The following is a 22,247-nucleotide window of genomic DNA, read 5'->3' as shown; positions in this document are numbered from 1 at the left end:
CTACAATGCCCACAATACCAACTCGCAGGCTTTCAAATCCTGATAGACCGCATTAATTTGTTCTTTACTCACCGCGCGCAGATTCACCGTTAGGCTATGGTATTTCCCCGTAGAACTGTTACGTCGCTGTAAACGATCATCTGGATTGAAATCCTCATCATGACGATACACGATCTCGCAAATGCGTTGATGAAACTCAACATCCGCATGACCTACTATCTTAATTGGAAAATCACAGGGAAATTCCAATATTAACTCTTCCTGTTCTCCAAAACGTTCCACGTCTTGTCCTCACTTGTTCCCGTCTAATCAGCGAACAACTTCTGGATACTATCCATCATCCCTCGCCACCAGCCGCCCTCAGCCACATCTTCCAGCGCCAACAACGGGGTTTCCTTGACAATTTTACCCAGCTCACGATCAGTAATAATCACTGTTCCCAATCTGTCACCACGCATAATGGGGGCATCAATACCTTTATCAAGCTGCATTCCACCTTTCAACTGATCATAACGTCCCTTAGCAATGCTAACGAACAAATCATCAATCACACCAGCAGGAACCTCGGTTTGATCACCCTTCCAAACACGCACTTTAGCCAGTACAGCACCGGCATTGTAGAGCTGATGTGTTTCAAAAGTACGGAAACCGTATTCCAATAACTGTTGGCTAGCATTTGCACGCGCTTCATCACTTTTAGTGCCTAACACGACAGAAATAAGACGCATATTGTCGCGTTTAGCAGAAGAAACTAAACAATAACCCGCCGACTCTGTATGACCCGTTTTTAAACCATCAACAGTAGGATCACGAAATAATAAACGATTGCGATTTTGCTGCTTGATATTGTTATAACTAAACTCCTTTTCAGAATAAAGTTTATAGCGCTCAGGGAACTCAGTAATCAAGGCATGAACCAACTTCACAATATCACGTGCTGTTGTGTAATGATTTTGGGCTGGCCAACCCGTAACATTCATGTAATGAGTATCTTTCATGCCAAGTTCGGCAGCTGTTTGATTCATACGTTCGACAAAAGAACTTTCAGTACCCGCAATATGTTCTGCCAAAGCCATTGCAGCATCATTACCAGACTGAATAATCATGCCTCTCAACAGCTTTTCGAATGGAATCTTTTTACCCAACTCGACAAACATACGAGAACCTTCCATCTTCCAGGCTTTCTCGCTAATCAGCACCTCATCTTCCAGCTTAATCCTACCCTTATCTAAATCCCGATAGACGATGTAGGCTGTCATCAATTTAGTAATACTGGCAGGCTCAATCCGCAAGCCAGGATTAAGACCAGCAAGCTCTTCACCACTTTGGAAATCAACCAATAAGTAGTTTTTTGCTTCAACTTCTGGCACACCTGAAGCCATCGCAATGATTTCTGGTGGAATGGCAGGGTCATTGTAAGGTGCAGTTGATAAGTCACTGGGAGCTTCACCCCCATCAGATGGTGCAGCGGGCTTTTCGGCCGCAACGGCAAAACACCCAACAAGCAACCATACCAGCAACAACGATTTCATAATCCTAATAAGCATGAACAGTCCTTTTACTGACGCTGATTATTTCCATAATGGATAATACGGTAACGGAGCTTGCGCTATCGCGCAACTACCTTAAAGTTCGCCAAGCCGTTACTCTCCAGTATATCCTTCACATTATCAATTTGATCCTGACTATACAGGGGGCCAATCCTCACTTGATACATTTCACGCCCATTTTGCTGTGCGGTGGCCATCTCGGTCTTGGCAAGGCCAATCGACGTCAGGCGTACAAACATATCAAGGGAGGTATTTTTATCCGGCCATGTTCCTGCAATCACATAATAAGGCTTCGACTTATCGACAGGCGTCGTCGGTTTTGCCACCTGATTAGTGATGTTGGGGACAACACGAGCCTCTTGAGGAAGCTGATCCGGTGAAATAGCAACCACATCAACCGGTACACCAGTCCGCGCTTTGACCCCTAAAGCATTCGCCGCCGCAAAGGATAACTGGATGAGATCCCCTCCCTCAAACGGCCCACGATCGTTGATCCGCACAATAATATGCTTACCATTTTGACGATTAGTAACCTCTGCAAAACTAGGCAATGGCAAAGTTCGATGTGCAGCAGAGTAGCCATACATATCAAACACCTCACAACCGGCTGTTTCTGTACCCTGATATTCAGCACCATACCACGCGGCCGTACCCTGTTCCGAGTAACCAGCAGCAGAATTTAATACTTGATAGGTTTTGCCATCAATCGCATAAGTCGGATCATTACCACAGCCAGTTTGCCCCTGAGCAACTCCGGCATTATTTGCCGCAGTAGCAGGCGCTACTTCATTTTTCGTGCTATTCCCACTACAAGCGACTAATCCAGTTGCCGTCAAGGCCAATAAGATTGCCGAAGATCGCCAGTTTATTGTCATCATATTTTCCAGCTTTTATTCCCAATTACCCCCCCACCCCATAATAAAGATGAGGGGTCATGCTAGTATAGCCCCTAAAAACCAAACTTACGCTTACGAATTTCCTGAGCAAGTTGATGCACAGCCATTGCATACTTAACACTAGGATTGTAGCGAGTAATGGCATAGAAGTTTTCACCACCAACCCAATACTCATCGGTTGCGCCTTCCAGCTTAATCAAACTCACTTTTGCAGAGTTGATAGCAGTCTGCGGCCTAACCCCATTTGCAGCCAAATCACCCAAGGTACGTGCAGGTTTTTTTGCAGTCGTTTCGGCAATACTAGCATACCCATTACCGGAAATATAAGCAGGTACTGCCACACCTGTACCACGCTTCCAACCATTTTTGGCAAAGTAATTCGCCACACTTGGAATGGCATCCTGAGGATCCCACAGATCACGTTTACCATCACGGTTGCCGTCAATAGAGTAACTACGGTAGCTGCTAGAAATGAATTGCCCCAGCCCCATCGCACCCGCATAAGAGCCATTGAATATCTGCGGCCTTACTTTTTCCTCACGTGATAACAGCAAAAACTGTTCCAACTCTTTTTGGTAGAAACTGGCTCGCCGTGGGAAATCGAATCCCAGACTGGTCAACGCCTGTAACACATTATGCTTACCCGTATTTTTACCATACTGAGTTTCTACCCCAATGATTGCCACCAGATACTCCGTATCTACCCCATACTGACGAGTAGCATTATCCAGCAATGCCGCATGACGATTCCAGAAATCCACTCCGCCATTGATACGCTCTTCGGTCAGAAAAATGGGGCGATACGCACGCCAGCCCTGCCCTTCAGCAGGTGCACCGGCTTTCGTCAATGCCTCTTTGTCGCGCTGCACACTGGAAAATGTCTGTTCTAGAAAAGCAATATCAAAACCATGTTGATTATTCATTTTGCCAATAAATTGGCGTAACTCAGGGTAATTTGCATAATCTCCTCCCAAGCCACGAGGAGCATTCACGGATGGATATGGCGTTGTGACCACAGGTGAGGGTAGTGGCAAGGTCTGCGGTAAGGGTTGGTTTGTTGTTCGGGGTGGAGCTGTCACAACAGGCGGCCTGATGACAGGTGCCTGCCCCCCCTGATTATTAGCGGGATAACTAACTGCACCAGGCGGCGCAAACACCCAAGGCCATTGCGGCCTAACAGTCGTACACCCACCTAATAAAGTTCCAACAATGACTAGCCCTGCTATCTGACCCAGCGGCTTTTTCCATTTGGCTGAATCGCGTGTGATTCTCATATACTCCATCTCCTGATCGGTTGAGGAGAGCATGAAAATCCGTCTTCAGCTATCCCGTTGATAAATGCGTTTGCGCTTTCTCATGCCCATGATAATACCGAAAGCCATCATCAACGTAACCACAGAGGTTCCCCCATAACTCACTAAAGGGAGTGGTACACCCACCACAGGAAGCAGCCCGCTGACCATGCCAGTATTCACAAACAAATAGAAAAAGAATGACACACTCAGGCTTCCACCCAACAAACGGGCAAAGGTATCCTCACCTTTACTGGCAAGATATAATCCACGCCAAATAATAAATAAGTATAAACTCATTAAAATCAGGTTGCCCACTAAGCCGAATTCTTCACCGAATACGGCAAAGATAAAGTCTGTGTGTCGTTCTGGCAGGAAGTCCAAATGCGCTTGATCCCCTTGCATCCAACCTTTTCCGTATGCCCCACCAGAACCAATCGCAATTTTTGACTGATAAATATGGTATCCAGTTCCCAATAAATCTGATTCTGGGTCGAAAAGAGTTTCAACGCGTTGACGTTGATATTCATGCATACCAAAAAAGTACATCAACGGAGCGGCCACACCGATAAAAATAACCCCGCCACCGATCAACCACCAAGACATACCAGCCAAATAAATGACAAAAAATCCAGACGTTGCAATCAATAGCGAGGTACCTAAATCGGGTTGCTTCATAACCAGCAACATAGGCACTAGCACCAACAATAATGCGATCACAATATCGGTAAATCGCGGCGGAAGGGGTTTTTCTGAGAAATAATAAGCCACCATCATCGGCACAGCTAACTTCATGATTTCTGATGGCTGTATATCCATTCCGATGTACAACCAACGCTGTGCACCTTTTTTAGTGACACCCACAATCAATACTAGAATCAGCAATACCACACCGACACTGTAAAGCCATACAGCCCACTGCCGCAGTGTTTTACTGGAGATTTGTGAGAACAGTACCAACAATCCTAACCCAATCGCAAAATGGACAGACTGCCGTTGCACCTGTTCTAGATTGGCATCGCTGGCGCTGTACAAAGTAGCTAGCCCCAGAAACACCAACAACGACAATACGGCCAACAACACTGCATCGACTCGTTGTAAAGCGACGACCAGCCAAGACGGAAACAGACCATTAATCACGCGCACCCCTTACTTTTTTTAGCTTTTCTTTCGTCTTACTTTGAGATTTTTTAGTCACTTTCTTCGTGGATTTTTCGGTTTTTGATACTACAGGTTCAGGTTCTGGCTCAGGTTCTGGAGATACTCCAACCACGCCTGCGGGCTTTAACATATTCTCCCCGTATTGCTGTAGCAAATAAGCATCCATCAACTTACGTCCAATCGGAGCGGCAGTATGTCCACCACTTCCCGATGAATTTTCAACAATAACGGCAACCGCAATTTTCGGGTTATCTACTGGTGCAAAGCCTACAAATAACGCATGGTCACGTAAACGCTTAGCCAAGCGTCCCGCATTATATTTACCACCAGACAAGCCAAACACTTGCGCTGTCCCCGTTTTACCCGCAATTCGATACGCAGCACCAGCACCAGCAGCCCTCGCGGTACCACCGGGGCGCATAACGTTTTCCATACCCTGTATGGCCAAATTCCAAAAACGCTGATCGACTTCAATAGGCGCAAAAGGCTCAGGCTTGAGTAGCTTTTCTTCTTCATTGCGTGTTGTACGTACTCCACGTAAAACATGCGGTTTCAAACGAATCCCATGATTTGCCACAATGGATACAGCATGAGCCAGTTGCAACGGAGTAGATATCCAATATCCCTGACCGATACCAATATTGACCGTATCACCAGGAAACCAACTACGTTTATAGCGCCTTTCTTTCCACTCTTTACTTGGCATAAGGCCAGCTGCCTCAGAAGGAAGGTCAATACCCGTCTTCTCACCAAAACCAAAACGACTCATAAAACTCGAGAAACGATCGATACCCATACGATAAGCCAAGTCATAAAAATAGGTATCGCATGACTGTTGAATCGCGTATTTCAAGTCAACTGAGCCATGACCGCGCTTGTTCCAACAACGAAACACATGCTTTTGCCCCGATAACCGGAAAAAACCAGGATCATAAACACGAGATCCAGGCGTAACCACTCGTTCAGCTAAACCAGCCACACCCACCATTGGCTTAATCGTAGAACCTGGTGGATACGTTCCCTGCAAAGCTCGGTTAAATAATGGACGATCAGGATCATCACGCAACGAGGTGTAATCTTTCTGAGAAATACCATCGATGAACAAATTCGGGTCAAAGGTAGGCATACTCGCTAATGCTAATACCTCACCATTACTAGGATCCATGGCAACAATAGCGCCACGCTCTGCACCCAATAACTTCTCTGCTTGAATTTGCAGGTTAATATCTAGCCCAAGAAACAGATCCTGCCCACCGATAGGTTCTTGCTCACTGATAACTGACTGCTTTTTACCGTGCGCATCCACCTCAATCAGATGATAACCAGCCTGACCATGCAAACGATCTTCATGAGAAGCTTCTACACCAGATTTACCAATATGGGTTGTACCAATGTACTCATCCTTATCAACACGTTCCAAATCACGCGCATCGATACGACCAACGTAACCAATGACATGACTAGCCGTATTAATTAAAGGGTAATAGCGCTCCATGCGGACTTCCATACTGACGCCTGGAAAGCGTGGACGATTGACAGCAAATACAGCAATTTCCTCTTCCGTCAGATTGACACGAATAGGAATGGGCTGGTATTTGAAGCGGCGCACCTGTGTTTTGAACAGGCGAATATCCTTTTCTTGCAAAGGAATAATCGCCCCAAGACGAGCAATGAAAACATCAACATCTGCCAATGTTGAACGGCCATCACCATTCTCATCACCAATATTATCTCGCACCACTTCGAGAACATACTGCGTGTGACTATCTGCCAATAGAACACCATTACGATCATAAATTTGACCGCGATTCGGTGGAATGGGAATACGCTTCTCATAGTGTTGGCGGGAAAGTTCTGAATATTGTTCGTGCTGCGAAACCTGGAGCTGGTAAACCCGCCCCAGGATCGCTAACAAGGCAAACAAGATAATAATGCCCGCCACAATAGCACGCACATTGAACATGTGCTGCTCATCGCGCTCCAGTTTAATTGGTCTATCACTCATAAATTGCTAATGAGCATCCTGCCAGCCTGAAATCGGGCGACTATATCAGATTATGAAAAGGGAATCTCCTTTGGTTGCTCAATCTCATAACGCTGCATGCTGTCCAAAATTTCTTGCTTGGCCTCATCGATACCAGCCCAACCATCAACCTTAACCCACTTACCTGCATCCAACTCTTTATAACGCTCAAAGAAATGTTGAATTTGGCTTAACAACAATTTAGGCAACTGCTCATAAGATTGGATATCACGGTATCCAGAGGACAGGTTATTAGCTGGAACAGCTACAATTTTCGCATCAATCCCGGACTCATCCGACATTTTCAGCATCCCGACCGGACGCACAGGAATCACGCAACCATGCATCAATGGCGTAGGTGAAACGACCAACACATCTGTCGGGTCGCCATCTTGCGCCAATGTATGGGGAATAAACCCATAATTTGCAGGGTAAAACATTGGCGTAGACAAAAAGCGATCAACGAACAACGCACCGCTTTCCTTATCCAGCTCATATTTAACAGGCGTGGATAATGCTGGAATTTCGATGATGACATTTACGCAGTTTGGTACATCAGACCCTACAGGAACTTTATCAATATTCATTGTTTACTCTACCGTTGTGTACAAATCACGGTATTATAACCCCTGTTACGAATTCTCACAGCAACTAACCACCACTACTTGTCGACAATTTCAAGAGAATAGCATGGCACACTCATTACGCGACCAGCTCCTCAAGGCAGGGCTAGTCACAGAAGCACAGGTTGAAAAAGCCAATCAACCTAAACCAACAACGCCTCGACAACCTCAGGCAAAGAGCAAACCGCCACGTCGGGAGAATCGCCCACCTCCGGCAGCTCCACGCCCTGAAAGCCTCGAAAACAAAGCGCCTCGGCCTGCTCCCAAGGAAAAAAGTGACCTTGCGCAGTTCTATGAAGCCCGCGCCAAGACCGAACGCGAAGAACGCCAGCAGGCCGAACAACGCCAGCGCGAAATCGCCGCCCGCCGCAAACAAACCCGCGAACAAGTGGCCGCCCTCATCAACGACAATCTGAAAAATGTCGACGATGCTGACATCCGCTACAATTTTGTCATCGGCGACAACATCAAATACCTGTACGTCACCGAAGCCCAACAGCAAGAACTCGCGGATGGCAAACTCGCCGTCACCTTCCTCGGTGGCAAACGCTGCCTGATTCCGGCGGATACGGCACAACAGATTTTGGCACTAGACCCCGACAAACTGATCGTGATCAATGCCCCGGAAGACGATGCACTTACCCCATCGCCAGAGCCTGTTTGTACAACTGATTCTTAGGCAATCCCGTCAAACGGGCAGCAATCGCTGCTGCCTGTTTCACCGGCAACTCCTCCAGCAACACCGCCAGAATACTGTCGGCACGCAAAGCACTAAGCTGTTCCTGATCCTCCGTAACCACATTGCCCGCAATCACCACCACAAACTCACCGCGTGACATATTGGTATCGGTTGCCATTTGCTGCAACAAATCCCCGGCACTGCCCCGGTAAATGCTTTCAAACAACTTGGTCAACTCCCGCAAGATCACCACCCGGCGTTCCTCACCCAGCGTTGCCACCACATCCGCCAACATATCCGCAATCCGATGGCTGGACTCGTAAAACACCAAAGTACGCGGCTCTTCGCGCACCCCTTCCAATAACTTACGGCGCGAAACCGATTTTGCAGGCAGAAATCCTTCAAACACAAAACGATCCGTCGGCAACCCCGCCACCGACAATGCCGCAATCAAGGCACTTGCCCCCGGAATCGGCACCACGGTATGCCCTGACTCCCCCAAAGCATGAACCAACTTGTAACCGGGGTCACTGATCAACGGCGTGCCCGCATCACTCACCAAAGCCAGTTGCATCCCCTGATCCAACTCGGCACGGATACTCGCCACCCGATCCGCTTCATTATGGTCATGCAAACTTGCCAAGGTATTCTGGATACCGTAATGGGTCAGCAAACCGCGCGTGACCCGCGTATCTTCTGCGTAAACCTTGTCGACTTCCGACAAGATACGCTTACCTCGCTCGGTCATATCCGCCAAATTACCAATCGGCGTTGCCACGCAGTACAAAATACCTTGCTTCATGTCTTTTCCTAAAAAACGAAGCCCGCCACAAAGGGCGGGCTTCTGGTTTCAACCAACAATACCCTGCATTATGCCAACAATGGCACGATCATCAAGGCCACAATATTGATGATCTTGATCAATGGGTTAACCGCCGGGCCTGCGGTATCTTTATACGGGTCGCCGACAGTATCGCCCGTCACGGCAGCCTTGTGCGCCTCAGAACCCTTGCCACCGAAGTTACCTTCCTCGATATACTTCTTAGCGTTATCCCATGCACCACCGCCGGTCGTCATGGAAATCGCCACGAAAATTCCGGTAATGATCGTCCCCACCAATACGCCACCCAGAGCTTGCGGCCCCAGCGCCAAGCCGACTACCACAGGCACGGCAACCGGTAGCAGCGAAGGCAAAATCATTTCCTTGATCGCCGCTTTGGTCAACATATCCACGCACTTGCCGTATTCCGGCTTGCCCGTGCCTTCCATAATGCCCGGAATGTCGCGGAATTGACGGCGCACTTCCACCACCACCGAACCGGCAGCACGCCCAACAGCCTCCATCCCCATCGCTGCAAACAAATACGGCACCATACCACCAATAAACAGGCCAATAATGACCATGTGGTTCGACAAATCAAACGTCAAGCCGGGGTGACTGGTGGAAAGCGCGTGAGTGTAATCCGCAAACAGCACCAAAGCCGCCAAACCTGCTGAACCAATAGCATAGCCCTTGGTAACGGCTTTGGTGGTATTACCCACCGCATCCAGCGGGTCAGTAATGTTACGCACTTCATCCGGCAAGCCTGCCATTTCCGCAATCCCGCCCGCGTTGTCAGTGATCGGGCCGTAAGCATCCAGCGCCACGATAATCCCCGCCATCGACAGCATCGACGTTGCCGCAACCGCAATCCCGTACAAACCAGCCAGTTCATACGCGCCCCAAATCGCCAGACACACCGCCAACACCGGCGCAGCGGTAGATTTCATGGAAACCCCTAACCCCGCGATGACATTCGTACCATGCCCAGTAGTGGAGGCTTGCGCAATATGCTGTACCGGGCTGTACTCGGTGGCAGTGTAATATTCTGTAATCCACACCATTGCCGCCGTCAGCACCAAGCCAATGACTGCCGAGCCATACAAGGCATTCACTGAATACAGGGCATTATCACCCATCATGATGTCAGTCACCGGGTAAAACAGCACCAAAGATGCCGCACCCGCTACCGCCAAACCCCGGTACAGGGCATTCATGATTTTGCCACCCGTGCGGGCTTTGACGAACATGACCCCCAAAATCGAGGCTAAAATCGAAAAGCCGCCCAACACCAAGGGGTAAACAATGGCATTTTCCGAACCATTCATCAGCAAACCACCCAGCAACATGGTGGCAATGATGGTAACCGCATAAGTTTCAAACAAATCAGCCGCCATCCCCGCGCAGTCACCGACGTTATCCCCCACGTTATCGGCGATAACTGCCGGGTTACGCGGATCATCCTCCGGGATACCTGCTTCGACCTTACCCACCAAATCCGCGCCTACATCAGCACCCTTAGTAAAGATGCCACCACCCAACCGCGCAAAAATGGAGATCAATGACCCACCAAACGCCAAGCCCACCAAGGCATGGGTTGCATCACTGGAAGAAGTCCCTGTCATGGTTAGCACAGCGTAATAACCCGCCACACCCAACAATGCCAAGCCAACCACCAACATGCCAGTAATCGCACCGCCCTTGAAGGCAACATCCAGCGCTGCATTCAGGCCATGCTTGGCAGCTTCCGCCGTGCGCACGTTGGAACGCACCGACACATTCATGCCGATATACCCCGCTGCACCCGATAGCAACGCACCCAGCGCAAAGCCAATCGCTGTTTTCCACCCCAAGGTAATGAAAATGACTGCAAACAGCAGAATCCCCACCACTGCAATGGTCGTGTATTGGCGGTTCAGGTAGGCTTGCGCCCCTTCCTGAATAGCTTGCGCAATCTCGCGCATCTTCGCATCACCTTGCGGGCGAGCCAGCACCCAGCGGATCGTGACAACGCCATAGATGAGCGCGGCAAGCGCACACAAAATGGCAACGGCTAAACCTGTGGACATCAAAACACCTCCATCACGTATTGCTATTATCATCGAGTGGAATGAAATGGAATACCTCTACGCCAGCGGCAGCGCAAAACAAAATAAGGAGTCCCTACACAAGCATAGCCCTATTTTTAGCATCCAACCGCATTGTTTATCCCGCTTTTATTGATGTTTATCAGCTTTATTATCCTACTCAGCCATCACAAAATACCGCCTGCCGTATCAAACATTCAGTATCCCGAAAAAAAAATGCTATATTTCAGCAAGCATACCCTCATAAACAGGTACCAGGACTCATATCATGCAACCAAGATTTCACCAAAGCATCCTGAAATATTGCGCCCTATCCTTAATAGTTGTTCCACTTTTATTACAGGGGTGCTCACCGACCACAAGTATTCCCGACACTGATGGCAGCGCGGCTACTCAAGGCAACGCCAGCGTTGAACAAGCCAATGCATTCTTTAATCAAGGAAAAAAGCGGGAAGCTGCACAAACTTACTATGCCGCAGCCGCACGCTACCCCACACCACAACGCGAACGTATTATTTTACAAGCAGCAGAAATTGCGGCATCGATTGGAGATGCTCAACTAACCAATAGTTATTTGGCACAAATCCCCGCTTCCGCTTTAGATGGCGAAAATCGTGCTCGACAAGCCTATGTCAAAGCACTATTGGCCTTACAACAAAACAACCCAGACTTAGCATTACGCACCTTGCCAACCAATCTGGATAATATATCCCCCGCTTTACGCGAAAAAGTTAAACACATACAACAACGTGCTCAAGCCGGTGGCAAAGGCAGTGCCGCAGTACAAAGCGTGCAACGCGCCATGGTTCCTAGCAGTGTCAACCATGTTGCTGCCCTGCTACCCCAATCCGGCGCTCTAGGCAGTGTCGGACAAGAAATCTACCGAGGCATTGAAACCGCACGTAATAGCATTGCTAGCGATACCAGTGTAAAACTCTACGACGTTAATGCAGGTGGCGCAGTCGCCCAATATCAAAAAGCGGTTGCCGAAGGTGCAGATATAGTCGTTGGCCCACTAGATAAAGAATCACTGGCACAATTGCTAGCGCAACCCCAAATACTGTCTAAACCTTTACTGAGCCTCAATTACCTGACTAATAGTCGCAACATCCCCGGCGCACTGTACCAATTTGGCCTATTACCAGAAGATGAAGCACGCCAAGTAGCGGAAACGACTGCCGCACAAGGGCTACGCACCGCTATCGTCATGGCACCTGCTTCTAGCTGGGGCAATCGAATTGCAGGCGCATTCCGCAGTGCCTATCAAGCCAAAGGTGGCCAAGTAGTCAATATCCAACAATATCCAGACGCAGCCTCCAACGCCTACATACAAAACGTACAAAATGCACTAACAGCCACTCAAGGGCGTGCCAGCATGGTATTCCTAGCCGCATCCCCAAGCCAAGCACGCCTGATGCGCCCACTCTTGGCAGCACAAGCACCTTCACTGCCGATATATGCTACCTCACACATTTTCTCTGGACGTACAGACCCAGGCAAAGATGCTGACCTCGACGGTATCCGCTACACTGAAATCCCTTGGGTCATTGAAAGTCTGCAAAACGGCAGCCTCAACAATTCCACCTTCCCACGCATGTTTGCACTGGGCATGGATGCGTTGCTAATCGCCAAAAATCTACCCAGCATAGGTGGTAACCCCAACGCACAAGTTAACGGCAAAACCGGCAATATCCGCGTGGCAGGCAACCGCCAAATCCAACGCACCCTGCTGTTTGCCACTTTCGCCAACGGTGTACCACAAGCCATTGGACAATAAACAGCCGCAAGCGCCGCACCTGATACGCGGCATCAGCACCGAACAACTGGCCTGCGAATACTTGCAGGCCAGTGGTTTGCAACTGCTGCACCAGAATTACCGCCTGAAAATGGGTGAAATCGACCTAATCATGCGCGATGGCAATGTCATCGTGTTTATCGAAGTGCGCTACCGTAAAACCCAACGTTACGGCGGCGCATTGCTTAGTATTGACCCACGCAAACAAGCGCGTATCATCCGCACCGCACAACACTATTTACAATACCGCGCCCCAGACGCCCAAGCGCGTTTCGACGTGGTAGCGGTAGAAGGTAACAATCCCATCAACTGGATCAAGAACGCTTTCGAATCGGGCTAAAGGGCTAACCCCATCATGAATTTACAAACACGCATCCAACAACATTTTGCTGCCAGCATTGCAACTAAGCAAAAAGCACTAGAGCTGTTGCAAGAGCCTATCCTTGCTGCTGCTCGTTTGGTTTTCGAGGCCATCCAACGCGACGGCAAAATCCTCAGTTGCGGCAACGGTGGTTCAGCAGGTGATGCCCAGCATTTTTCCTCCGAAATGCTTAACCGTTTCGAGCAAGAACGGCGGGGCTTGCCCGCGATTGCGCTGACCACAGACACTTCCACCCTCACCTCCATTGCCAACGATTACAGCTACGAACGGATATTCGCCCGCCAAATCGAAGCACTCGGGCGCAAGGGTGACGTATTACTGGCGATTTCCACCAGCGGCAATTCCAGCAACGTTAACCGCGCCATTGAAACCGCGCACGACTGCGGGATGCAAGTCATTGCCCTCAGCGGCAAAGCAGGCGGCAGCATGAAAGACTTGTTGCAAAACGGTGATGTAGAACTGCGCGTCCCCGCCGACAGCACCGCCCGTATTCAGGAAACCCATTTACTGTTAATCCACTGCATTTGCGACCTTGTTGACCAAATGCTCTTGACCAAAACGCCATGAACGACCCCAGCAATAGCGTCAATCTGCTGCGCGAAGCCAGCCCTTACATCCAGCAGCACCGCAATAAAACCTTTGTGATAGCCTTTCCCGGCGAAGTGGTCGAACAGCCAACGTTTAGCCGCCTGATTCAGGATATTGCTACCGTTTCCGCCTTGGGCAGCCGTATTGTTATCGTCCACGGCACACGGGCGCAAATCAACCAACGGCTTGCAGCGGCTGGGCGTGTCGCACACATCCACCACAATATCCGCGTCACGCACCCGGATGACATTCCCCTAGTGGAAGAAGCCGTCGGTTATTTGCGTATCAAAATCGAAAGCCTGCTCAGCCACGCCCTCAATCAGCCCGGTCTGGAAAACGCCAGCATCGGCGTAAGCTCCGGCAACTACATCACCGCGCAGCCGCTTGGCATCATTGATGGCGTCGATTACGGGCATACCGGCAAAATCCGCCGCATTGCTCATCGCTTTATCCAGCAACAACTCGACAGCCACAATATTGTGCTGATGTCACCCATCGGCTACTCCCCCAGCGGCGAAACCTACAACATCGACTATGAACACGTCGCCCTCAGCACCGCCAAAGCCTTGAATGCTGACAAAATCATTTTCATCAGCGACAACGACGCGCAACTGCCCCACGAAATCACCGCCGGGCAAATTGATGCAGATGCCAACGCCTCACCTTTCCTGAAAAAAATCGCCCGCATCCTGCTGGATGGCGACAGTGAACGCGTCCACCTGCTGAATGCAGCCACCGACGGCGCCTTACTGCTGGAAGTGTATACCCGCGATGGTGTAGGCAGCTTGATTGCAGCCCAACACTTCGAGCAAATGCGGGCAGCAACTGTAGAAGACATCAGCGGCATCCTCGACCTGATTCGCCCATTGGAAAGCAAAGGAACGCTGATCAAACGTTCGCGGGAACAACTGGAACTGGAAATCAGCAACTTCCATGTCACCGTGCGTGACCAGAAGATCATTGCCTGCGTCGCGCTTTACCATACGGACAACCCCGACATTGCCGAGCTTGCCTGCCTTGCGGTACACACCGACTATCGTAGCGGCAATCGCGGCGACAAACTGCTCCGACACATTGCCCAACTGGCGAAAACCCAAGGCACAGCCCGCCTACTGGTGCTGACGACTCAGACCACCGACTGGTTTCGCGAACGCGGCTTTATCAAAGGCAGCGTCGATGAATTGCCACCCAACAAGAAATCGCTGTACAACTACCAGCGCAACTCGCAGGTGTTGTTTAAAACGCTGTAAAAGCTGTTTATATCCTATTGATCACCCCACCAAAATCAGACAAAATGTTATTACTTATTAAAAAGTGGTGACATTTTGTCTGATAACAACTTGAATAACGCATCCCCAATCATGCTATTTCGCACTCATGGTGGTCAGTTGCGCATGAGTGATGCCCTGACACTGGGAATCAGCCGTTACCGCCTATACCAACTGCGGGATGAAGGCATCATCGAAGTTGTCAGCCGTGGTATTTATCGGCTAACAGAACTACCAACCATCAGCAATCCAGATTTGGTCACTATCGCACTACGCTACCCAAACGCAGTGATTTGTCTGGTATCCGCATTAGCTTGGCACGAGATGACTACCCAAATCCCTCACGCTGTCACCGTAGCAGTTCCCCCAAATACCCGCCTACCCGTGCTGGATTATCCTCCCATCAAGGCGTACCGTTTTGCGACACCTGCTTTTAATGCTGGTGTTGAAAAAATCAACATCGACAGCATCACTATCCGAATTTACAATGCCGAAAAAACCTTGGTGGATTGCTTCAAATTCCGCAATAAAATCGGCATGGATGTAGTGATAGAAGCCTTGCAACTGTATCGCCGCCGTAAACACCTCAACCTGCCAGCACTCTTGCGCTACGCCTCTATTTGCCGGGTAGAGAAAGTCATGCGTCCCTATCTGGAAGCAATCCTGTGAAAAACCCCAGCAATATTGCCGCTTCGATACAGCAACGATTACTCAACAAGGCACGGCAAGACCAACGACCTTTTGCTGAATTACTACAATATTATGCGATGGAACGCTTCCTCTATCGGCTAAGCCAATCACCACATAACCAACGGTTCATTCTCAAAGGGGCGTTGATGTTGCGCGTCTGGCAAGCCCCTGAAACTCGCCCAACAATGGACATCGACATGCTGGGCATAACTGACAACGATAGTACCGCTATTCTTGCGCAAATCACTGAAGTGCTAGGTATAGCAGTTAATGATGACGGCATGGCATTTGATACTACTGAAATTCCCCGAACCGGAATTACTGTGCTACAGCCGTGAAAGTGCCATTGCCGAAAAATTTGAAGCAATGGTCAAGTTAGGTGTATTGAACAGCCGTATGAAGGATTTTTACGACATTTGGCTGTTAGCACGACTATACAATTTCAAGGCACAAGAATTGGGTCTGGCGATTGAAAAGACTTTCAAGCAACGGGGTACGGCACAACTCGACAGATGGTCATTTGGTCAAACCTTCATTGCCAACAAACAAGTCCAATGGCTGGCTTTTCACAAGCGTTTGCACCAACCCCATGTGCCGATTCAATTTGCTGAAATCATGGCATTTTTGGAGCAATTTTTACTACCTGTTACCCAACCAGCAGCTATCCAGACAAATGCCATCTGGATAGCCCCCGGTGCATGGCATTATTAAACGGTAGCTAACACCGCATTAAAGGTCGCACTAGGCCGCATCACTGCCGTCATTTTATCCATGTCAGCACAGTAATACCCATCCAGATCCACTGGCTGGCCTTGCACCGCATTCAACTCAGCAATAATCACCTGCTCATTGTCGGCAAGGGCTGTTGCCAGCGGCGCAAAACGTGCCGCCAACCCAGCATCTTGCGTCTGTGCAGCCAGTGCTTCCGCCCAATACAGCGCCAGATAGAAATGGCTGCCGCGTGTATCCAACTGCCCGACTCTGGCGGCTGGCGATTTGCGGTTATCCAGCAATTTGCCGGTGGCCTGATCCAGCGTAGTCGCCAGAATCTGGGCTTGCGGGTTGCCGGTCTTGATACTGACCTCTTCCAGTGAAGAAGCCATTGCCAGAAACTCACCCAACGAATCCCAACGCAAGTGGTTTTCTGCCACCAATTGCTGCACATGTTTAGGGGCGGAACCACCTGCCCCGGTTTCAAACATGCTGCCGCCCTCCATCATCGGCACGATGGACAGCATTTTCGCACTAGTCCCCAGCTCCATGATCGGGAACAGGTCAGTCAGGTAATCACGCAAAATATTGCCCGTCACAGAAATCGTGTCCATGCCCCTGATAATCCGCTCCAGCGTGAAACGCATGGCTCGCACTTGCGACATAATGTGGATTTCCACCCCGTTCAGGTCATGATCTTGCAGGTATAGCTCGACCTTCTGAATCAGTTGCGCTTCGTGTGGACGGTAAGGGTCAAGCCAAAACACCGCAGGCGTATTCGACAAGCGAGCACGTTTCACCGCCAATTTCACCCAATCACGCACCGCTGCATCTTTGGTTTGGCAAGTACGCCAGATGTCGCCGGTTTCGACCTGATGCTGCATCAGCACTTTGCCTTGCTCATCCACTACCCGCGCCGTGCCCGGTGTGGTGATTTCAAAGGTTTTGTCGTGTGAACCGTATTCTTCGGCTTTCTGCGCCATCAAACCCACATTAGGGACAGAGCCCATCGTGGTCGGGTCGAAAGCCCCATTGGTTTTGCAAAAACCAATCATTTCCTGATAAATCCGCGCAAAGGTACTTTCCGGGATCACCGCTTTGGTTTCCTTGAGCTTGCCATCCACACCCCACATTTTGCCGCCGTTGCGAATCATCGCAGGCATGGAAGCATCCACAATCACGTCATTCGGCGCGTGCAAATTGGTGATGCCCTTATCGGAATCCACCATCGCCAACTCCGGCTGCTGGGTATAACAATCGGCAATCTCTTTCTCAATCTCGACGCGAATCTCTGCGGGCAAGCTCTGAATCTTTTCGAGCACACTGCTCATGCCGTTGTTCGGATTCACCCCTAACTGTTCAAACAACTCGCCGTACTTGGTAAACAACTCCTTGAAAAACACCTTAACCGCGTGACCAAATACAATCGGATGCGACACCTTCATCATGGTCGCCTTGACGTGCAGGGAGAACAAAATCCCACTGTCCTTAGCATCGGCCAATTGTTCAGCATAGAAAGCGCACAGGGCTTGTTTGCTCATGTACATGCTGTCGATAATTTCGCCAGCCAGCAGCGGGATAGTTTTGAGCACTTGCACTTCACCATCCGGCGTGACCAATTCCATCCGCACCGCGCCATCCTGTTCCATCACGACAGACTGTTCACTGGAATAGAAATCACCACGGCGCATGTAGGACACGTGAGTACGTGACGCGGGGCTCCATTTGCCCATTGAATGCGGGTTCTTTTGTGCATAACGCTTAACCGCAGGCGGCGCACGCCGGTCAGAATTGCCCTCACGTAACACCGGGTTAACCGCACTCCCTAAGATTTTCGAGTAACGGCTAGCCAATTGCAGCTCAGCCTCGGTTTGCGGGTTTTCCGGGTATTTGGGAATCATGAAGCCCTTGGCACGCAACTCGCTGACAGCCGCTTTCAATTGCGGCACAGAAGCGCTGATATTGGGCAATTTGATAATATTGGTATCCGACTCATGCGTCAGACGCCCTAATTCCGCCAGATTATCCGGCACACGTTGCGCTTCACTCAAATAATCCGGGAACTCTGCTAAAATACGGGTAGCCACGGAAATATCACTTTGGGTCACCTCAATGCCCGCCGTTGCCGTAAACGTCTTGATAATAGGCAATAACGAACACGTCGCCAGCAAAGGCGCTTCATCAGTCAAGGTATAGATAATTGTTGGGTTCTGCACAGACATTATGTTTCCCTACTTTGGTGGTAATCAGGCTGCTTTTCGTACAAGATGCAGCTCTGGTATAAAAAATTGGCGCTTCATTATACCATGCCATCTATTACTTTAGGGATAGACGCACCCACATTAATTTACCCACCAACACAGGCTTCAACTTGAAACACCTTCTTTGGAAAACCGCAGTGTGCATCACTCTTACCCTAAGTGGGCTAACAACCGCTTTCGCACAGGTAACACTACCGCAACCCCGCGCCTTTGTGGTGGAGCAGCCTTGCGAGGCTTACACTTCACTGCGTAAAAAAAGCTATCCGGTCACGCTGGAAGTGGGCAAAACCTACCGCGCCACCGCTGAAAACAAACAGCCCGATGCCACCCATGCCGCCATCACGGTGGGTGCTGAAAACAAATGGGTCGCGTTAAGTTGTGGGCATTACGCCACCCATGCTGCCGCCGCGCCTGCACCAGAAACCCCCGCCAACACCGATACCGCCTGCTTGCCGTTTTTCGACAATATCGACAACCCGGTGAAGATCAACGTCGGCGGCAATGCAGACATCACCCCGCCCGCTCCGGCACTCAACGCTTTCGACCTTGCTGTCAACGACACCTGTGGCGCACCCGGCAAAGTCGTGTCTGTCAACGAATTCCAAACCCTGTTACGCAAACACCCCGATGTATTGCAACGCCTGCAAGCCTTCACCCAAAACCGGGTGTACGCCAACCGCCCCGCGCCTGCTTCCAGCGAAGCCTATTTGCAGGATTTGAGTGATGCGTGGTTTAACCTCAAAGCGTTCGACCACATTTTCTGCGGCGAACCCAAAGCAGGCAGCGCCATCGGTGGTCTGCATTTCTACGGGCGCTACGTGCAATTGCAAGCCAGCGGTGATGCCTGTCGCATGAGCAACTTCCGCCAGAATGAAGTTGTGCCGGGCGTGCTGTATTCAATGGGCGCAACGATGAAGGCGGCCAACGGTGGCATTGCCCGCTCTTCCATCAAAGGCTACGGCCTGACCTTGAATGCTGAAGACATCCTCAAAGCTGCCACCCGTGCCTTTGCTGACAACCCCACCAATAGCGCTGAAAGTACCGCTTGCTTGTTGCCTGTTACCGATGACGGCGCTCACTTCACCACCGTATTCGTGCGCCGCGCCAACGGTATCCGCACCTTTTACCCGGATGCGACACCCGCCGCCAACGACCCAAAATGCAGCGCCGCGCTCAATCTGGCGGGATAATCACTCCACTTTCAGATGCTTACCGGCTGCCCATACCAGCCACAGCACCGGAATCCCGATCAAGGTAGTGAAGGTGAAAAAGCCGGGGTAGCCAATGCTATCCACAATCGTGCCGGAATACCCACCAATGGTTTTCGGCAAGAGTGTCATCAAGGAACTGAAAATCGCGTATTGCACCGCCGTAAACGACACGCTGGTCAGCGATGACAGGAAGGCCACAAACGCCGCACTCGCAAAGCCCGCCGCCAGATTATCCGCCGTCACGGCGGTATACATCACCGGCACGTTATGCCCTGAATACGCCAGCCACACGAACACCAGATTGGTAAAAGCCGTCAGCACCGCCCCTAACATAAGGGTACGCATCACCCCATAACGGGTCGCGAACAACCCGCCCATGAAGCCACCCGCAATACTCACCACCACCCCAAAGGTCTTCACAGCAGTCGCAATTTCCGGCTTACTGAAACCCAAATCCTGATAGAACACATTGGAAATCACCCCCGGCACAATATCTGTGATCCGGTACAAACCAATCAAGGCCAGCAACAACAACGCTGTTTTCACCCCATAACGGCGGAAAAACTCCGCAATCGGCTCAATCCAGGTATCCCGCGCCATCGCCTGATTCACCGCGCCCACCTGCACCAATACCCAGCCAATCAGCACTGCCACCGCAATCGACAAGGACAAATGCAACGTTTCCAGCCCAAAACCGACGAAAGCATCCCCACCCACAGCCGTTTGCAAATCCTCAAACAAGGCACTACTGATGGCAAAGGTAGTCACAAACCCCGCTACCGCCAAGGCAAATACCAGCAACAACCGAGTGTAATCCATTGCCGCGTAATGATGCCGTTCAGCCCGCTGATGCTCCGGCTCCGGGATCAGCAGCGTGGTAATCACGCCTACCAACATCATTCCAGCCATCGCCCAATACGTCCACTGCCACGCGGCGTACACATAATGTGCCTTTTCCGACCCCAGCCACGATGCCATGAACAACGCCCCTGCTCCCGCCACGATCATCCCCAGCCGATAACCGGCGATATAAGTTGACGACATCATCGCCTGCAAACGGGTTTCCGCCGCCTCAATCCGGTAAGCATCGATCACAACGTCCTGCGTCGCCGATGAAAAACCCAGCAAAACCGCCGCCCACGCCATCCATTTTAACTGCGTTTCGCCCAGCACCGGGTCTATACTGCCCATCAACACAATCGCCAACATGATCAATAATTGCGCCACTAACAACCACGCCCGACGCTTCCCCAACAGGCGGGTCAATACCGGCAGCGGCAGTTTGTCGATCAACGGTGCCCAGACAAACTTGAACGAATACCCCAGTGCCGCCCAACTGAAAAACGTCACCGTTTTACGCTCAACCCCCGCCTCCCCCAGCCATAACGACAGCGAAGAAAAGATCAACAGGAGTGGAATTCCCGCCGAAAAACCTAGAAACAACATAGTGATAACCCTAGGATGCAGGAACGCCCGCAACGATTCAGACCAGCCCATCGGCTGCGGCGGAGAGGTTTCAGTCATGATGCAGATACCCTTAGCTTGTTATGTATAAATGATCAAGACAGCATCATCGGCGAATCGTTCACCGTTGTAAACGCCCAACAAACACCTCCGCCTTAACCGCTCGTAAGTGAGTTTGCAACTTTCATCCTTCCTCCCCGCACCATTTCAAAAGCCTTGACACATACTTCGGAACATCACGCAAGGCGCAAAAACCCCAACCCAGCGTGGACAAATTTATTCCTGGCGACGCAGAGTGCAGATACGCCTGATATGGATTTTCTGGCAAGTTTGTATACGCCCAAGCATGGGCTGTTAGCCACGGAATAATAAAGAGCGGCTGAAATGACTTCAGCCACGACTAGTCAAAAAGTAAAGGAGCATGAAATGCTTAATCTCAACATCAGCAATCTTCCTGATACGACAAGCAACAACTCTGTCATCAGCGGCAACTATGGCAGCAGCAAGACAGGTTCAACCTCCAGTCTCGGCAGCAGCCTGGGCGGATCTAGCATCGGCCTGCCTGGCTTGGGCGGTGACAGCTCTCAATTGATGATGACCCTCCTGCAACTCATCATGCAATTACTGCAAAGCATGAAAGATGACAGCGGCAACCAAGGCAACCAAGGCAACAGCGGTGGCAAAGGTGATTGCGGCAGCTGCGGCACTGGTGGTTCCAACGGCACTGGTGGTTCCAACGGCACTGG

Annotated in this window: 18 protein-coding genes and 2 pseudogenes; 9 read left to right on the top strand and 11 right to left on the bottom strand. The window is 50.4% G+C overall.

The features are described from left to right. From Q394_RS0114905 to ppa, 7 genes are all read right to left on the bottom strand, one after another. Positions 1 to 282 (bottom strand): YbeD family protein, encoded by a 282-nt coding sequence (locus Q394_RS0114905; protein ID WP_028489958.1) that lies wholly within the window; start codon positions 280 to 282, stop codon positions 1 to 3. Between the two features lie 23 nt (positions 283 to 305). Beyond that, positions 306 to 1,532, bottom strand: coding sequence for a D-alanyl-D-alanine carboxypeptidase family protein (locus Q394_RS0114900; protein ID WP_245606802.1), 1,227 nt, complete (start codon positions 1,530 to 1,532; stop codon positions 306 to 308). 77 nt (positions 1,533 to 1,609) lie between these two features. Next, positions 1,610 to 2,428, bottom strand: coding sequence for a septal ring lytic transglycosylase RlpA family protein (locus Q394_RS0114895; RefSeq protein WP_245606801.1), 819 nt, complete (start codon positions 2,426 to 2,428; stop codon positions 1,610 to 1,612). 71 nt (positions 2,429 to 2,499) lie between these two features. After that, a complete protein-coding gene (mltB, locus tag Q394_RS20645) occupies positions 2,500 to 3,720 on the bottom strand; it encodes a lytic murein transglycosylase B (protein ID WP_169735908.1) in 1,221 nt (406 codons plus the stop codon). 45 nt (positions 3,721 to 3,765) lie between these two features. Next, a complete protein-coding gene (rodA, locus tag Q394_RS0114885; protein WP_028489955.1) occupies positions 3,766 to 4,878 on the bottom strand; it encodes a rod shape-determining protein RodA in 1,113 nt (370 codons plus the stop codon). Further along, the gene (gene mrdA / locus Q394_RS20640) at positions 4,871 to 6,904 is read right to left on the bottom strand and encodes a penicillin-binding protein 2 (protein ID WP_084260495.1); all 2,034 of its coding nucleotides are present in this window, start codon (positions 6,902 to 6,904) and stop codon (positions 4,871 to 4,873) included. The genes rodA and mrdA overlap by 8 nt, the downstream gene beginning before the upstream one ends. A 50-nt stretch (positions 6,905 to 6,954) precedes the next feature. Continuing rightward, positions 6,955 to 7,509, bottom strand: a complete 555-nt coding sequence (ppa, locus tag Q394_RS0114875) for an inorganic diphosphatase (RefSeq protein ID WP_028489954.1) — start codon at positions 7,507 to 7,509, stop codon at positions 6,955 to 6,957. 103 nt (positions 7,510 to 7,612) lie between these two features. On the opposite strand from ppa, the gene Q394_RS20635 reads away from it, so the two are divergent. After that, complete coding sequence (locus Q394_RS20635; protein WP_051543482.1) at positions 7,613 to 8,224, top strand: DUF2058 family protein; 612 nt, start codon at positions 7,613 to 7,615, stop codon at positions 8,222 to 8,224. Here Q394_RS20635 and rsmI read toward each other — a convergent pair. Continuing rightward, entirely contained in the window at positions 8,184 to 9,026 is an 843-nt protein-coding gene (gene rsmI / locus Q394_RS0114865) for a 16S rRNA (cytidine(1402)-2'-O)-methyltransferase (protein WP_028489953.1), read from the bottom strand. The genes Q394_RS20635 and rsmI overlap by 41 nt on opposite strands. A gap of 68 nt (positions 9,027 to 9,094) precedes the next feature. Next, the gene (locus Q394_RS0114860) at positions 9,095 to 11,113 is read right to left on the bottom strand and encodes a sodium-translocating pyrophosphatase (RefSeq protein ID WP_028489952.1); all 2,019 of its coding nucleotides are present in this window, start codon (positions 11,111 to 11,113) and stop codon (positions 9,095 to 9,097) included. Positions 11,114 to 11,399: 286 nt separating this feature from the next. Between Q394_RS0114860 and Q394_RS0114855 the strand changes: the two genes are divergently transcribed. The 6 genes and pseudogenes from Q394_RS0114855 (at position 11,400) to Q394_RS20630 (ending at position 16,565) form a co-directional block, all read left to right on the top strand. Continuing rightward, positions 11,400 to 12,908: a penicillin-binding protein activator gene (locus Q394_RS0114855; protein WP_028489951.1), complete on the top strand. Its 1,509-nt coding sequence runs from the start codon at positions 11,400 to 11,402 to the stop codon at positions 12,906 to 12,908. Next, positions 12,898 to 13,266: a YraN family protein gene (locus Q394_RS0114850; RefSeq protein WP_028489950.1), complete on the top strand. Its 369-nt coding sequence runs from the start codon at positions 12,898 to 12,900 to the stop codon at positions 13,264 to 13,266. The genes Q394_RS0114855 and Q394_RS0114850 overlap by 11 nt, the downstream gene beginning before the upstream one ends. A 15-nt stretch (positions 13,267 to 13,281) precedes the next feature. Further along, positions 13,282 to 13,875 (top strand): phosphoheptose isomerase, encoded by a 594-nt coding sequence (locus Q394_RS0114845; RefSeq protein WP_028489949.1) that lies wholly within the window; start codon positions 13,282 to 13,284, stop codon positions 13,873 to 13,875. Then, positions 13,872 to 15,146, top strand: a complete 1,275-nt coding sequence (argA, locus tag Q394_RS0114840) for an amino-acid N-acetyltransferase (protein WP_028489948.1) — start codon at positions 13,872 to 13,874, stop codon at positions 15,144 to 15,146. The genes Q394_RS0114845 and argA overlap by 4 nt, the downstream gene beginning before the upstream one ends. A gap of 111 nt (positions 15,147 to 15,257) precedes the next feature. Beyond that, a complete protein-coding gene (locus tag Q394_RS0114835; RefSeq protein WP_051543481.1) occupies positions 15,258 to 15,833 on the top strand; it encodes a type IV toxin-antitoxin system AbiEi family antitoxin domain-containing protein in 576 nt (191 codons plus the stop codon). A 98-nt stretch (positions 15,834 to 15,931) separates the two neighbouring features. Then, positions 15,932 to 16,565: pseudogene (locus tag Q394_RS20630) on the top strand (nucleotidyl transferase AbiEii/AbiGii toxin family protein). On the opposite strand, the gene Q394_RS0114825 reads toward Q394_RS20630, so the two are convergent. Next, positions 16,562 to 18,787, bottom strand: a complete 2,226-nt coding sequence (locus Q394_RS0114825) for an NADP-dependent isocitrate dehydrogenase (RefSeq protein ID WP_028489946.1) — start codon at positions 18,785 to 18,787, stop codon at positions 16,562 to 16,564. The pseudogene Q394_RS20630 and the gene Q394_RS0114825 sit on opposite strands and share 4 nt — an antisense overlap. A gap of 149 nt (positions 18,788 to 18,936) precedes the next feature. On the opposite strand from Q394_RS0114825, the gene Q394_RS20625 reads away from it, so the two are divergent. Then, positions 18,937 to 20,016, top strand: coding sequence for an EndoU domain-containing protein (locus tag Q394_RS20625; protein ID WP_169735907.1), 1,080 nt, complete (start codon positions 18,937 to 18,939; stop codon positions 20,014 to 20,016). Here the strand turns inward: Q394_RS20625 and Q394_RS0114815 are convergent, their stop codons facing one another. Continuing rightward, positions 20,017 to 21,561 carry an AmpG family muropeptide MFS transporter gene (locus Q394_RS0114815; RefSeq protein WP_028489945.1) on the bottom strand — a complete coding sequence of 515 codons (1,545 nt, stop codon included), beginning with the start codon at positions 21,559 to 21,561 and terminating at the stop codon, positions 20,017 to 20,019. Between the two features lie 366 nt (positions 21,562 to 21,927). Between Q394_RS0114815 and Q394_RS20620 the strand changes: the two are divergent. Next, a pseudogene (locus tag Q394_RS20620) lies at positions 21,928 to 22,247 on the top strand (hypothetical protein); the annotation flags it as partial.

The organism is Thiothrix lacustris DSM 21227, from assembly GCF_000621325.1.
Lineage (GTDB): Bacteria > Pseudomonadota > Gammaproteobacteria > Thiotrichales > Thiotrichaceae > Thiothrix > Thiothrix lacustris.
This window is presented reverse-complemented; position numbering and strand designations above follow the sequence as displayed.

What these genes read in the sequence shown, in the direction of transcription:
- ppa (WP_028489954.1), bottom strand. Translation starts at nt 7,509, where the DNA reads ATGAATATTGATAAAGTTCCTGTAGGGTCTGATGTACCAAACTGCGTA.
- rsmI (WP_028489953.1), bottom strand. Translation starts at nt 9,026, where the DNA reads ATGAAGCAAGGTATTTTGTACTGCGTGGCAACGCCGATTGGTAATTTG.
- mrdA (WP_084260495.1), bottom strand. Translation starts at nt 6,904, where the DNA reads ATGAGTGATAGACCAATTAAACTGGAGCGCGATGAGCAGCACATGTTC.
- mltB (WP_169735908.1), bottom strand. Translation starts at nt 3,720, where the DNA reads ATGAGAATCACACGCGATTCAGCCAAATGGAAAAAGCCGCTGGGTCAG.
- Q394_RS0114860 (WP_028489952.1), bottom strand. Translation starts at nt 11,113, where the DNA reads ATGTCCACAGGTTTAGCCGTTGCCATTTTGTGTGCGCTTGCCGCGCTC.
- Q394_RS0114895 (WP_245606801.1), bottom strand. Translation starts at nt 2,428, where the DNA reads ATGATGACAATAAACTGGCGATCTTCGGCAATCTTATTGGCCTTGACG.
- Q394_RS20635 (WP_051543482.1), top strand. Translation starts at nt 7,613, where the DNA reads ATGGCACACTCATTACGCGACCAGCTCCTCAAGGCAGGGCTAGTCACA.
- Q394_RS0114825 (WP_028489946.1), bottom strand. Translation starts at nt 18,787, where the DNA reads ATGTCTGTGCAGAACCCAACAATTATCTATACCTTGACTGATGAAGCG.
- argA (WP_028489948.1), top strand. Translation starts at nt 13,872, where the DNA reads ATGAACGACCCCAGCAATAGCGTCAATCTGCTGCGCGAAGCCAGCCCT.
- Q394_RS0114845 (WP_028489949.1), top strand. Translation starts at nt 13,282, where the DNA reads ATGAATTTACAAACACGCATCCAACAACATTTTGCTGCCAGCATTGCA.
- Q394_RS0114815 (WP_028489945.1), bottom strand. Translation starts at nt 21,561, where the DNA reads ATGACTGAAACCTCTCCGCCGCAGCCGATGGGCTGGTCTGAATCGTTG.
- Q394_RS0114900 (WP_245606802.1), bottom strand. Translation starts at nt 1,532, where the DNA reads ATGAAATCGTTGTTGCTGGTATGGTTGCTTGTTGGGTGTTTTGCCGTT.
- Q394_RS0114855 (WP_028489951.1), top strand. Translation starts at nt 11,400, where the DNA reads ATGCAACCAAGATTTCACCAAAGCATCCTGAAATATTGCGCCCTATCC.
- Q394_RS0114835 (WP_051543481.1), top strand. Translation starts at nt 15,258, where the DNA reads ATGCTATTTCGCACTCATGGTGGTCAGTTGCGCATGAGTGATGCCCTG.